Source organism: Johannesbaptistia floridana (genome assembly GCF_057440575.1).
In genome coordinates this window covers 35,463-49,819 of record NZ_JALKVM010000368.1, presented here as the reverse complement: position 1 = coordinate 49,819, position 14,357 = coordinate 35,463, and the positions used below count along the sequence as shown (strand labels likewise).

The following is a 14,357-nucleotide window of genomic DNA, read 5'->3' as shown; positions in this document are numbered from 1 at the left end:
AGCCAACAAATAGTCCGAGCTAGGGAAATACCCGGAAGTGTTATGGCTTTTGGCTTTTGGTCTAGTCAACTCTTAGTCAGACGTTGGGCCGTCCAAGCTGCGCGGCTTCAGCCCGCAGAAGTTGACTTTATATACAAAAGTTAATAACTGTTTCTGTCCATTTAGCAGGATTTTCCCAGTGAATGTTATGCCCTGATTGAGAAATTAATTTCATTGTAGCAGACTGACATAACTGTACTATTTCTTGGTTAATCATTTGAAATTTATGATCAAATTCTCCCACCATTAATAGAGTAGGAATTTGATGATTAACTAATTCCTCCCAGAGAGAAGGTTGATTACTTATCCCTAAATTTCCCAGAGATTTGGCTAATTCTGAGGGTTTATTGTTTAATCTTCTCTTGATAAGTTCTTCAAATTGATGATGCTGCTTCAAAGACTGAAATAGTGGTTGATTATACCAATCAGATAAAAACTCTGGAAAATTGCCATTTTCTAATTGTTCAGCCAATTTTAAATCTGAAGTACGACGCCTAGCTTTTTCGGCGATATTTCTTAATCCTGGTGAAGCTGACTCTAGTATCAATTTATCAAACCTAGGAGGAAATTTTATCGCTAAATATAATGCTAATCTTCCTCCCATGGAGTAACCGAATAAACAACACTTATTTATTTTTAACTTATCTAATAAATTTATCAAAGCTAGGGCAGTATTTGGCATATTATAATACTCGTCATCCCCAGTCACATTGGTTTTTCCATGTCCAGGTAAGTCAACAGTCAAGCAATAAAAATATTGAGACAAGTATGGCATAACTTCAAGAAAATCATTACTGTTACCCATAAATCCATGTAGCAATAAAATTACTGGTTTGTTGACGTTTCCCGTAAGAGAATAATTAAATTGATAGTTTTTACAGTCAATCATTAAAAATATGGTTTTTTCAGCACTTTGTGAGGTTAATTTAGTACATAAGTTCTGGTGAAAGATCTGAGAACAGCTTAGTTTTTTTCAGCAAATCTAAGTTTAGCAGAACGAGAACGAGGATTAGTACTTAATTCAATATCTTGAGGTGTAATTGGTTTTTTCGTCACCACGGTTAAATCTTGATTATTACGAAAACTATGTTTAACTATCCGGTCTTCGAGACTATGGAAACTAATTATACCAATTCTTCCTTCTGGTTTTAACCACTGGTCTACTTTTGTTAACAATTTTTCTAGGGATTCTAATTCCTGATTGACTGCGATTCTTAAGGCTTGGAAAACCCGAGTAGCTGGATGTATTCTCCCATACCGATATTTAGCTGGCACAGATGCCGCTACTACTTCAGCTAGTTCTGTGGTTGTATTAATAGGGCGCACAGAAACAATACGTTTAGCTATGCGTCTTGATAATCTTTCTTCACCGTATTGATAGAAAATATCTGCTAGTTTTTTTTCTTCCCAGTGATTGATTATGGCTGCTGCTGTTAAAGATTGATTGTTGTCCATACGCATATCTAGAGGCGCTGAGTTACGAAAGCTAAAACCTCTAGATGCCATATCAAATTGGGGAGAACTAACCCCTAAATCGGCGATAATTCCGTCAAATTGAGTTGAGGGTTGATAGTCAGCGAAGTTACCCTGCCATAAGTCTAAACGATGAGGTAAATATTCGGCTAACTTGGTTTTTACTGTGGCGATCGCCAGAGGATCCCGATCAATTCCGGTAACTTTTACTTGTGTAGAACTAGATAAAATTAGACCTGTATGTCCACCTCCTCCTATGGTAACATCTAAATAATGGCCCTCTGCTTTGATTTGTAATCCGTTGATTAATTCTTGGCTTAAAACTGGGACATGAATAAAATCTAGCATGGTTTTTTTGATACAAGTTATAACTTTTGTCAGAAGATAATTTATAGTAGGAAAAATTTACTGTTAGGAATAAACAACATGATTTATGGAGCTAAAAGAGGAGATCCTCGGGTAGAAAGGTTATTAGAAATACATAAACTGGACTATTCTGTAGACCAAGACGGTGATTTCAAAGTAACAGTAGAATTCGATAATGGTCGTTCTCAAGTGGCTTTTATAAATTCCACTACACAATATATCGGTGATTTTGAAATTAGAGAAATTTGGTCTGTTGCTTATATTAGCGAAGGTTATTTAGATATAGACACCAGTAACTCTCTCTTGTTACACAATAATCAACTAAAAATGGGGTCTTGGCGATTAATACCCAATGATAATAACATTTATTTCGTCGCTTACTGTATTCAAATTGCAGCAAATTGTGATCCCGCCTCTTTTAAACAGGCTTTAGGTTTTGTTTTACAAGTGGCTGATGATATGGAAGAAAAGCTAACTGGTAGAGATGTATTTTAAATTAGGGTGAAAGTCTCTCTCTGTGCCATTGATTTGTCTCTAAAAGACGATAAGATAGGCGATCATGAAGTCTATTGGGTCTTCCTTGCCAAAATTCAATCATGGTTGGTTGCAGACGCCACCCCCCCCAATGGGGAGGTCTTGGAATCTCACGATTTTCATATTCTTCACTGAGTTGGGTCAATTTAGTTTCCAGGATAGAGCGATCGCCAATTACTTGACTTTGCTGAGAAGCCCAAGCCCCCAATTGAGACCCTCTAGGGCGACTAGAAAAGTACTCATCTGATTCAGAGGGGCTAACTTTGGCCACTTTACCCTCTATCCGTACTTGGCGTTCTAATTCCTGCCACCAAAAAACTAGGGCAGCTTGGGGATTAGCTGCTAGTTGTTGTCCTTTGTTGCTGTTATAATTGCTATAAAAAACAAATCCGCGATCGTCAAAACCTTTTAATAGCACTATCCGAGCATAGGGATAGCCACTGGGAGTTGCTGTGGCTAAAGTCATGGCATTTGGTTCTATGAGTTGAGCGGAAATCGCCTCATTGAGCCAAACTTGAAAAAGTTGAAAAGGATTAACGGGAGCGTTAGCTTCCCCTAAACCTGCACGGGTATAATTTTCTCTTAAGTCTGCAATAGAAATTTTACTCATACTCTACTTCTTCTTTCCTAAAATTAAATTTATGTTCTGTAATTGCTTTTATGTTAGATTGGACAATATACCTATTAAATAAAATTATTTTAATAAATATTTACATTTTTTATTTTAAACAAATTTTTGTTAAATGCCACAGGTTCCTGCTTCCATGACGCAATTTCGCACTTCTGAGAAAACTAATCGTACTACTAAATATCTTTTAGGAGATAATTTAGAATTCAGTGAACTACTAAATAATTTTTTACTTCAACATCCTCAACATCATCAACCACAAATTATTAGTTTTTCCCAAAAAATTAACAGAGTTAATGTTTTAGACTTGTTAGCAGCGATTAGGCAACCTAATCAGCTTTATTTGTATTGGGAGAATCCCCGTCACTCAGAAGCGATGTTAGGGTATGGTTCGATTAAATCTTTCAAAATTGATAGTAAAAATAGATTTAGAGAAGCGCAAGATTTTGTTAAAAATTGTTTACAACAAACAATTAAACTAGGAGATTTACAATTACCAGGAAGTGGACCTCACTTTTGTTGTAGTTTTAGTTTTTTTAGTGAAATCAGTAAAAATTATGCTTTTAATAATACCACGATCTTTTTGCCTGAACTGCAAATTTATTGTCAAGAATCTAGTTGTGTTTTAGTGGTTAATACTGACTTAAAAAACTTTACTAAAATACCCAAAAAAATAGCTGAAATCAATCAAAAAATAGCTAATTTAAAAAAAAGCAAGTTGGTTAATCAATCAAAGAAGTTTAATTACCCAAAAATTCAAGAGAATTCACAACAATTCCAAAAAGCGGTTAAATCAGCTTTAGTATCAATTGAGAACAAAAAATTTAGTAAAATAGTTTTAGCACATCCTGTAGATATAATTAATTCTCAACCCTTTGATTTAATTGCTTCTCTAGATAATTTACGTAATTTTCATCCCGATTGTTATACATTTGCCCTCAGCGATGGCCAAGACAATTATTTTATTGGAGCAAGTCCAGAACGTTTAATAACTATAAATAAAAGACAACTAATCACAGATGCCTTAGCGGGAACTGCACCCAGGGGGAAAACTCCCCAGAAAGATGCCTTAATATCTCAAGCTTTAATTAATAGTGAAAAAGAAAGAAGAGAACATCAAACAGTTACAGAATTTATCAGTAAAAGTTTAGAGGAATTAGGATTAAAGCCGGAGATAATGCCTTTAAAGCTCTTAAAATTAGCTAATATTCAACATCTTTGGACACCAATATATGCTCAACTGCCAAAAGATTTACACCCTTTAGAAATTGTAGATAAATTACACCCTACTCCAGCCGTAGCAGGGGTACCAACAGAAGTTGCCTGTACAGAAATTAGATATTATGAATCTTTTGAAAGGGGTTTATACGCGGCACCATTGGGTTGGATTGATTACCAAGGCAATAGTAAATTTATTGTCGGTATTCGTTCTGCTTTGATTAGGGGTAATCAAGGTAGATTGTATGGTGGAGCTGGAATTGTTGCTGGTTCTGTGCCAGAAAAAGAGTATGCAGAGGTGAAATTGAAAATACAATCTTTGTTAAAAGCATTAGTGTGATTAACTCATTCCTTATATGTAGGGCTTGCTGAATAAATCTAAAACTGTGACTTGATAAAGGTTTGAGCCCATTTTTATCAGAAAAAGTGCAAGGTTTTTTGATATATAGCAGTGACCGCAGTGGTGTTAACAACATTTATTACTAATGATCCCCCCAACCCCCCTTACTAAGGGGGGCTTTTCATCATTTTTGTCAACATCTATTGGCTCATTGCTATATTATGCTAGAAAGAGTGCATTTTTTTCTTTGATTACTCAAAAATTCATAAATCATTATTACCTCCTGCCTCCTGCCTCCTGCCTCTCTTGCCTTTCTCTTCACCAAAACTTACTTTTTCAGCAGACCCTATGTATTGTTCTTAAACCAAACATACTGCTTACAAATACTCGCTGCTTCTTTTTCCTGATGAGTTGAAGGATTAATAAGTAGTGAATGGTAGCGCAAATCCTCACAGGCGATTTCTAAACCAGGTCTCCAACCAAAATACCATAGACGTACAGTTTGATCGCCACTACCACTAATAATATATTTTCCATCAGGACTAAATTCTAGGGATAAAATCTTATTTTGATGACCTCGTAATGGTTCACCGATTTGATTGCCTTGTAAATCCCATAAATAAATAGTATTATTCTCTGTGCCAGTAGCAATATATTGACCATCAGGACTAAAAGCCACAGTATAAACAGGAGATTCAACCTCTATAATAGATTGACTAATCTGATTATTCTGTAAATCCCAAATTGTGATAGTGGCATCATTGCCACCACTAACAAGATATTGGCCATCGGGACTAAAAGCTACAGAATTAACACCATATTCATGACCTGTAAAAGCTTCCCCTATTTGATTACCTTGTAAATCCCAAAGACGGATAGTTTTATCTTCTCCACCACTAACAAGATATTGGCCATCAGGACTAAAAGCTACAGAATTAACACCATATTCATGACCTGTGAAAGCTTCACCAATTTGATTACCTTGTAAATCCCAAAGACGAATAGTTCTATCTTCTCCACTACTAACAATATATTGACCATCGGGGCTAAAAGCTACAGAATTAACACGATATTTATGACCTGTAAAAGCTTCACCTATTTGATTACCCGAGGGTAAATCCCAAAGACGAAGCTTACCCTCTGTTCCTGCCGTGACAAGATATTTACCGTCTTTACTAAGGTCTACAGCGGTGAGATAATCTTGAGAAAAATCAGAGAGTGAACCAATTCGATTTCCGTACAAATCCCAAAAGGATATTTCTGTATGAGTAGCACTAATAATTAACTGACTGTTGGGAGTAAACATGACTGAATGAGTAGGTTGTTGATGACCATAAAAGGGTTGTATTCTGGGATTACCTTGGATATTCCACAGACGAATAGTTCTATCGCTACTACCACTAACAATATATTGACCATCGGGACTAAAAGCCACAGACATTATCCCTTGTTGATGACCTACCAAGGGTTCACCTATTTGATTTCCCTGTAAATCCCAAAGGAGAATCAGGCGATCGCTTCCTCCACTAATAATCTGCTGACCATCGGGACTAAAAGCCACAGAATGGATATAATCTTTGTGCCCAATCCTAGGATTATCAAAGGGTTTACCTATTTGATTCCCTTGTAAATCCCATAGACGTAGGGTTTTATCTCGACTACCACTGACAATATACTGACCATCGGGACTAAAAGCCACGGAGAATACATAATCTAGATGACCAACAAAAGCTTCACCTATTTGATTTCCTTGTAAATCCCATAGACGTAGGGTATTATCCCGGCTACCACTAACAATATACTGACCATCGGGACTAAAGGCGACGGCGAACACATCGTCTTGGTGACCCATAAAAGCTTCCCCGATTTGATTTCCCTGTAAATCCCACAGACGTAGAGTTTTATCCCGGCTACCACTAACAATATACTTACCATCGGGACTAAAGGCGACGGCGAATACATCATCTTGGTGACCAACAAAGGTCTTACCTACTTGATTTCCCTGTAAATCTGAGACCATAATTAGCTGACCGCTACTACTAACAATATATTCACCATTAGCACTCAAATCAAAAGAAGTAATTCCGTTTTCATGTCCATCGAAAGCTTGACCAATTTGATTTCCCCTTAAATCCCAAATTTTGATTGTATTGTCTTGTTTCCCTGTGGCAATCTCAACGCCACTGTTTCCCGCGCTAATAATATATTTACCATCATGACTAAAAATCACTTTGGCGATCGCCCCTTGATGTCCTTGCCATTGATTTCTTTCTCTGACTACAGCTATAGCGGAATGTAAACTAGATTCAATTGGGGGTAGTACTGTTTGAAAATCTTTTAGACTACTCCCTGTGGCTTTAATTGCTAAAATTAATGCTTGAATATGTTCTTTTGATTCTAGTAAAGTAATAACTTCGTTAGCTTCCTGACGCAGGGTTAGTCTTTTGGTTTGTTTGATTGCTTCTTTTCTTTGATAGTCAGCTAAAAACCCAAAACAGGCAATTAATAAAGTCGAAACCATTGCTAATATGGTTCTTGATTGAGCAATACGACGAGCTTTTCTTTCTTGTTCAATTTCTCTTTGTTGCTGTCTTTGTTTGGCTTTTTCTGTTTCTTGTTTTACTTCTATAGCGGCATTGATGAAGCTTTCTAACCTAGGTGATAAATTAGTAGTTTGACTATTCAATAATTCTTCTGCTTGGGCTAAAGCTGCTCCTCGTAGCAAAAAATCGGCTTGGTAGTTATTTTTTTGCCATTTTTTGGCGTTTTGTTCCAGTTCTCTTGTTAAACGTAATTGTTGGCGATTTTGATTTAGCCACGACTGTAATAGTTGCCAATTACGAATTAAAATTTCGTGGGCTATTTCTACCATCAATTGTTTTGCTTCTATTTCTATCTTGTTCAATAATATTCTTGAGGAAATATCTTCTGTTCCTCCTTTTGCTGTGATATCTAGATAAATATCCTCTGCTGATGTAACTATAATCAGTTTAGCTGTAATTAATTTTTGTAAAGTTTGTTCAATCAGGTTTTGACTATACTCAGGAATAATTAACTCTGATTTCAACAGACGTCTTCTTGTATCTTCTCTACCTTCTCCTAAATGTACTAAAGAAGTAAGAATCCATTTTGAACATTCTTGTTCTTTACTGGTTAAACTATGATAGACTTCATTCGCTTTATTTTCTAAAACTTGTTTCAGTCCACCAATTTTCTGTTGATAGATGGCTAAACTTAGACAATTTTCTTGACGATTTTGCCATAATTGCTCCAAAATAAACTCTAGTAACGGTAATGCTCCTGATTGTCCCTGTACTTCTTGAAGGAGAATTTCCACTAAAGCAGGTTCTATACTTAATCCTACTTTACGGGCAGGTTCAACAATAATTGCTTGATATTCTTGTTGAGTGAGATTAGCTGTAATCATGATATTATTTTTTTTGATTAGTGCGGCTAATCCCTCAATTTCTAAGGCAGTAGCAATAAAGTCACTTCTTAGAGTAATAATTATTTTTAGGCGATCTCCTGCTTGTGCAAGAGTTCCTAAAATTAAGTCTAAAAATTGTTGTTTTTCTGCCTCTGGAGTAAAGGTGAATAATTCTTCAAATTGATCTATAGCTAATACCATCAAACCAGAAGAACGTTCTCTTAACCAATGAACAAATCTTTCAACTCCTGATAATAGTATTTCTTCAAGATATGCAATTTTTTCTCTGGTTTCACTACAGGCGATCGCCAAAGCTTTCAAGGGGTTTACTCCCGGACGAAAACTAACTGTATAACAAGATTGATGAATCAACAATTGAGAATGTGTTATTTCTTGATTAATAATTTCTAGCTCTTGTTTACTTTGTCTAATAAATAAACCATTTTCTTCTAAATAGGCTAAAACTCCCCCTTGTACTAATGAAGATTTACCACTTCCTGAAGCTCCAACTACTGCTAAAAATGCTGTTTCTTGTAATAATGTTACCACTTCTTCTACTAAAGATTCTCTCCCACAATAGAAAAAATTATCTTCTTTAGTAAAAGCGCTTAACCCCAAGTATGGACATATCCCTGCATCAAAAGTAGATTTTTTCTCTTGATTTTCAAAAGGCAACAAAATGTCAATAACTCCTGTTGCTTCAGAAAACCAAGGATAAAATAATATTTTATTTTGATATAATTGTTGTTGTAAACGAGCAATTAATTGGGCGGCACTTAACCCTAAATTACTTTCTTCAAAGACTTTAACCAATAAATCAATAAAACCAATTGCTAAGGGATCATTTACATCACTTGCTGCTATGATATATTGAGAACGGCTACTCTCATCTACCTGGAGAGTGGTCATCCATTTGCTAATATTTTTATCCTCTGGGCAATCAATTATAATCACTGTTTGGGATATTGAAGAAAAATTTAGTTGTTCAATTAGCCAATCTCTAGTTAAACTGAAATTATTTCCCAAAAATAGACGATTTATTCCTTCTTCATTTACAGAGATTTTACCTCTTAAATAAAGCAAAATAGTATTAAGTTCAGAATCAGCTAAACTTGCAGCTATAACTTCTCTAAGATTTTGCCAATTATGTATATTATTAGGAAAATACTCAACTTGGAAATTTCCTTTGCCTTGCAAAAGATTAGCCAGACGAATGGTTTTATCTTGGGCAGATAATCCATTAATAATAATTGCTTTACGGTCTAATTTTTTTTGTTTGGGTTTAGGAATTTTGCCCAGAATAAATTCGCCGTTAGCTTCAACAATACGCCAGGGAGTTTGTCTGGTTAATGAATTGTATAGTTGACCTCTTAAATTATTATAAACTTGTATTTGCTGATTTAGGCGATCAATATGTCTAAGAACCTGATAGTAAACATATTTATATAAGTTATCAGCTTCTATAATATTTTTATTATCTGCCGCCTCCCCTCTAATTCCTTTAATTAAATAATAAGTAAAAAGACCGTGTTTTAAACTAGGAAGTTCCCAAGATTGCTGATTTTTATCACAAGAAAGCATAGCATAAAAGCCTTTGCTTTTACTGGTGGTTTGTCTAAAAATTTTTTGCACACAATAAGTAAGATTTTCCCTAGGTTCTGAATTACTATGATTACCTCGGTTGTTAAGATTAAGATTTTTAAAACTAGTAGCTCCACTGTGACAAGCGTCTAACAAAAGAATTTGTTGTTTAGCCTTTGAAGCTATTAAAGTAGTTAATAAATCAGGAATGCTTAAACCAGTTTCAGGAATAACTCTAAGCTTTTTATCCTCACTCATTTCTGCACAAGTATCAGCTAGACATAACATGGGAACTTGCAGATTTTCTGTCAAGACACCATGACCTGAAAAATAAAATAAAATAGTTGTTCGGTAATCTGCTTTTTCTTTAATTAATTCAAGACTATCTTTGACTTGAGCTAAAGTAGGTAAGTTAGGATAAGTAAAATCATTGTGAACAATTATCTCTCTGTTTTGGTGTTCTTGGGTAACATATTCTAAGGCTTCGGCTAATTTTGTACCATCATTCGCAGAATATTTGAGATTTCCTAGATATCTAGAATCGCTGATATATTTATCTTGATAATTATTGACACTAACAATTAAAATTAATAGTTTTTCTTGGGAGAGCATCTGAAGTCACAAAAGGAGGTATTTAAGTATTTTGAGAGTAAACTTTGAATACAGTAAAATACTTATATATCTAAATGAGTTAAAACGTACCCATGAGATTAGAGGATAATCAACCTCAAGAGTTGCAGCCTAACACACAAGCTATTCTACTTCTATGTGCAGGTTTTGGTCAAAGTCACCAAAGCGAACCTAAACCATTGACTTTAAGGGAGTATAATAACCTTGCCAGCTTGCTTATGGAAAAAAATCTGAGTCCTGGCGATTTACTCGACTCTACTTTTCAAAATAAACTACCAGAAATTGCTAACAGTAATTTTAATCCTGAGCGAATTACTAAATTGTTACAAAGAAGTGTGATGTTAAGCCTAGCAGTGGAAAAGTGGGCAAGTCAAGGGTTGTGGATTCTAAGTCGTAGTGATACCAATTATCCTAAATGTCTCAAGCACAAACTAAGACACTCGGCTCCACCTCTTTTATATGGTGTTGGTAATCGAGAACTACTTTCTCAAGGGGGTTTAGCTGTTGTAGGCTCTCGGGATGTAGACGCTGAAGGCTTAAATTATACTACAAGTGTTGCTCAAATTTGTGCTAAAGAAGGGATACATATTGTATCAGGCGGAGCTCGGGGAGTTGACCAAGCTTCAATGTTAGGCGCATTAGAAGCAGGAGGAGCAGCAGTAGGGGTACTAGCAGATAGTTTAGCAAAAACGGCTCTTGCTAGTAAGTATCGCTCTTACCTTAAAAACGGGACACTAGCTTTGATTTCTACTTATGATCCTAACGCTAGTTTTAATGTGGGTAATGCGATGGGGCGCAACAAGTATATCTATGCTTTGTCTAATTATGCTTTAGTTGTTAGTTCATCAATAGGAAAAGGTGGAACATGGGCTGGTGCCACAGAAGCTTTGACAAAAATACAGGATGTTCCTGTTTTAGTACGTATGCAAGGAAATATTCCTAGAGGAAACAAAGAACTTCTTATCAGGGGTGCAAAACCATTTCCAGAATTTCCCTGGAATAAACCATTACAGGAGCTTTTGAGACAAACAATTTCAGAAGCTGATTCCGCAGATAACTTTCAATCTGAGACAAGAAACGCTTCAGAAAAGCCAGAAAAGTCGGAAATTGTTATAGAAAAAGTTTCTTCACAAGGACAATTTCAAGCTCATCCAAAAAATATTTATGAAGCAGTTCTGCCATTAATTCTTAATCAATTAGAACAACCAAAAGATCATAAGTTTCTTGCTGAATCTCTAGATGTACAAGTTGGACAAATGCAAGCTTGGTTAAAACAAGCGGTGGCTGAAGGAAAAGTAATTAAACACAGTAAACCTGTAACTTATGAAATAAATCGAAATAAAAATTTGTTTACTAAGTAGGTTAGGAAAACTCAGACCAAGACCCTACTTAGTTTTGACAAACCAAGTTGGTATTCAATTCAATTTGTGGATCATTTAATCCTAGTCTTTGAACTTCTCTAAAAGCAACACAAGCTTCATTTTGGTCTCCTAGAGAATCTGATGCCTTGCCTTGCCTAGCCAAGCGGCGCGATACTTTAGCAATTAGACCTAGTCCGATGATTACTCCAAAAGTTATTAATAGTGGTTTGACAATTTTTTTTATTGACATAATTGTTGCTGTCTGTATTTTATAGTATTAAGGAGTTCAATCACTATAATTGAGGGAGTTTTCATGTTAAATATTAAGCACTACTAATATGCTTAAACTCCATGATATCTGTGATTACTTAGATATGGACAAATTAATTTTTAAATTTGACTTAAATATTTTATAGCAATGAGCGTTGTAGTGTTAACAATATTTAGATAAACTTTTCCCCCTAACCCCCCGCAAACTCGGGGGGCTTTTCATAATAACTGTAAACATCTATTTGCGAGCTTGCTATAACTGTGACTTTTCAGGATTTTAGGCATTTTTCTGAGTAAATTTAATTCAGGTATCTACCACAAGCTGACATTAACTATTGTTTCACCACTAAAGTTCCAGCGATTATGTCATGTATTCCTTGCTTTTTTTGATTGAGAATGATGAAGAAGAATAAAAAACTGAAAATAATTTTCCCTATATATCTTACTGTGGCTTTTCCAAAGGATATTTTTTGACCCTGTAAATCTATAACTTTGATTCCCAAGGCTTGCTTACCAATAGTTGCTTGACTTTGAGAACTTTCTGTAAAAGCCATGTAGAACCAAGTTGCTATAGTAAAAATTATAGTGATAGTTATGGCATCTAAATCAAGGAAAAAATTGACTATAATTAGAGAAGCTGTAATAATCACACTATCCATAACTATAGCAAGTAATCGCAGCCAAAGCCCCACGTAGTTAAACCTAGTTAGCTTTTTTGCTATAGGTTTAGTTTTTGCCGGAGAATCTGGAGAGTTGTTGAAGATGTTTTCTTCTTCGAGAATAGATATTTTTGATTCTAGTTCAGTTGTTTCTTGAAATAATTCTATGATGTCTTCTTTTATCTGTTGCATTTCTTGATTGACTTGGTTTAAAAGGTTAATGACTTCTTCTGCCATTAACGGTGAATTAGAATTATCTACAAGTTTTTCCTTTAACTTGATATTTGATTCTTTAGAGTCACGATTTGTTCTGCCTATGTTGAGAATTCCTGGTTTTTCTAGTTTCCATTGTTTACCATCGGATAGAAGAGAAACTGTTGCAGGTTCCTCTACAATATATTCACTAGTCCGAGTTGGTTCTTGTCCACGCAGTTCAAATAAATTACGGATACTGGAAACATTATGAAGAGCAATAGTAATATTACCATTGGGAAAAAGCCAATACTGTAATTGGCTATTTTGTTCTGTAGCAATTATCCAGTAATTAGCTCTTGTTGCTTCAGCTAATATGAGTGACTTTTGTGCTGGTTGCCGATAACTTTCTTGAGTTAGGTTTACTTTTTTGGCGTATTCTAGTAATACTAAAGGGACATCATTATAAATCTTGATTAATTGAGACAAACTTATGGGGATAGCTTTAGTTGGTTTAGGGTTCCATGCACCAGTAATTTGGACTATTGGTTGAGATTGAAAAGCTTTTCTATTTTTAGCAATAAATTGCTCTATCTCTTGTACTTTTTTTGCTAATTCTTTAATTTTATCTGTTTGGTCATTCATAAAATAATTCAGTAACTTTTTATACAGGAAATAGAAAGCATAAGGCTACCTTAATAAATGTAGTTATACTAAATTTAGTGATAAAATACAACTGAGATTTATTTATATAAATAAGTTAACCTCTGGACCTCAGTAGACTGAAAAATTGTTTAATTTTGTTGATTTCTTGATAATCCTCCTCAGACACCATTGCTTTCAATTCTTCTTCCGGTAATTGAAGCAAAAATTCCAGGAACATTCCTAGATGATTATTAATGATTGTTTGAGTATTAGGATGATTTTCTCCTAAGGTTGACTTAGCAATGGCGATCGCTCTTAGGTAGAGGGTTTCTGCCTCACCGTAGCGCCCCTGGTTATAGTACAAAAGTGCTAAACTATTGAGACTTTGTGCTACATCGAGGTGATCTGGTCCTAGGAGGGTTTCTCTAAGCTTCAGTGCCTTGATAGAGTAGGGTTCAGCCTCACCGTAGCGCCCTTGAATTCGGTACAATTCTGCTAAATTATTGAGAATTTGTGCTACATAAAGGTGGTCTGGTCCTAGGAGTCTTTCAAAAAGGTTCAGTGCCCTCATATAGCCAGGGCTGTTTCGTTCTTGACAAAGAAAATGGTGAGGAGGAGCACCGGAGCACGGGGGCTTCTGAGCAGGGAGAGGGGATTTTTTGCTAATAATAAATCTCGGATTTATTTTTATTTTAAAAAACATAGTAAAAAGCCTACTGTTAAAACGTTACATTTTGAAATAAAAAAATGAATGAAACAGCCCTGCTCATATAGCAGGGTCTTTTCATTCTTGACAAAGAATGAAAAGACCCTGGGCATGAGTAGTAGGGGCGCAAGGCTTGCGCCCCATCAACGCTAATACTAACGGGGTGACAACTTTCGTTAAAGTGAAGGTAGGTATTAGGTGTTAGGTGTCAGGTTTTTTTACGGGTTTTCAAGTTAAAATTACTTACCATATAATGTTTTTATCTATTTTAAGAGAGTTTGACCGTTG

The 14,357-nt window shown here is 35.4% G+C and carries 10 protein-coding genes; 3 read left to right on the top strand and 7 right to left on the bottom strand.

Features of this window, described 5'->3' with window-relative positions:
• Positions 1–127: 127 nt before the first annotated feature.
• Together menH and rsmH are read right to left on the bottom strand one after the other, a co-directional pair.
• Positions 128–928 (bottom strand): 2-succinyl-6-hydroxy-2,4-cyclohexadiene-1-carboxylate synthase, encoded by an 801-nt coding sequence (gene menH, locus MW688_RS20600; protein ID WP_486737886.1) that lies wholly within the window; start codon positions 926–928, stop codon positions 128–130.
• 74 nt (positions 929–1,002) lie between these two features.
• Positions 1,003–1,860 carry a 16S rRNA (cytosine(1402)-N(4))-methyltransferase RsmH gene (gene rsmH, locus MW688_RS20595; protein ID WP_486737885.1) on the bottom strand — a complete coding sequence of 286 codons (858 nt, stop codon included), beginning with the start codon at positions 1,858–1,860 and terminating at the stop codon, positions 1,003–1,005.
• Positions 1,861–1,938: 78 nt separating this feature from the next.
• Between rsmH and MW688_RS20590 the strand changes: the two genes are divergently transcribed.
• The gene (locus MW688_RS20590; RefSeq protein ID WP_486737884.1) at positions 1,939–2,373 is read left to right on the top strand and encodes a hypothetical protein; all 435 of its coding nucleotides are present in this window, start codon (positions 1,939–1,941) and stop codon (positions 2,371–2,373) included.
• Between the two features lies 1 nt (position 2,374).
• Here the strand turns inward: MW688_RS20590 and pdxH are convergent, their stop codons facing one another.
• Positions 2,375–3,022 carry a pyridoxamine 5'-phosphate oxidase gene (gene pdxH / locus MW688_RS20585; protein WP_486737883.1) on the bottom strand — a complete coding sequence of 216 codons (648 nt, stop codon included), beginning with the start codon at positions 3,020–3,022 and terminating at the stop codon, positions 2,375–2,377.
• Positions 3,023–3,176: 154 nt separating this feature from the next.
• Between pdxH and MW688_RS20580 the strand changes: the two genes are divergently transcribed.
• Positions 3,177–4,598, top strand: a complete 1,422-nt coding sequence (locus MW688_RS20580; RefSeq protein ID WP_486737882.1) for an isochorismate synthase — start codon at positions 3,177–3,179, stop codon at positions 4,596–4,598.
• Positions 4,599–4,944: 346 nt separating this feature from the next.
• On the opposite strand, the gene MW688_RS20575 is transcribed toward MW688_RS20580, so the two are convergent.
• Positions 4,945–10,218: an nSTAND1 domain-containing NTPase gene (locus MW688_RS20575; RefSeq protein ID WP_486737881.1), complete on the bottom strand. Its 5,274-nt coding sequence runs from the start codon at positions 10,216–10,218 to the stop codon at positions 4,945–4,947.
• 92 nt (positions 10,219–10,310) lie between these two features.
• On the opposite strand from MW688_RS20575, the gene MW688_RS20570 reads away from it, so the two are divergent.
• Entirely contained in the window at positions 10,311–11,597 is a 1,287-nt protein-coding gene (locus MW688_RS20570) for a DNA-processing protein DprA (RefSeq protein ID WP_486737880.1), read from the top strand.
• 28 nt (positions 11,598–11,625) lie between these two features.
• Here MW688_RS20570 and MW688_RS20565 read toward each other — a convergent pair whose 3' ends face one another.
• The 3 genes from MW688_RS20565 to MW688_RS20555 form a co-directional block, all read right to left on the bottom strand.
• Positions 11,626–11,847, bottom strand: a complete 222-nt coding sequence (locus MW688_RS20565) for a hypothetical protein (protein WP_486737879.1) — start codon at positions 11,845–11,847, stop codon at positions 11,626–11,628.
• A gap of 352 nt (positions 11,848–12,199) precedes the next feature.
• Complete coding sequence (locus MW688_RS20560; RefSeq protein ID WP_486737878.1) at positions 12,200–13,363, bottom strand: RDD family protein; 1,164 nt, start codon at positions 13,361–13,363, stop codon at positions 12,200–12,202.
• Between the two features lie 115 nt (positions 13,364–13,478).
• Positions 13,479–14,066 carry a tetratricopeptide repeat protein gene (locus MW688_RS20555; protein ID WP_486737877.1) on the bottom strand — a complete coding sequence of 196 codons (588 nt, stop codon included), beginning with the start codon at positions 14,064–14,066 and terminating at the stop codon, positions 13,479–13,481.
• Between the last annotated feature and the right edge of the window lie 291 nt (positions 14,067–14,357).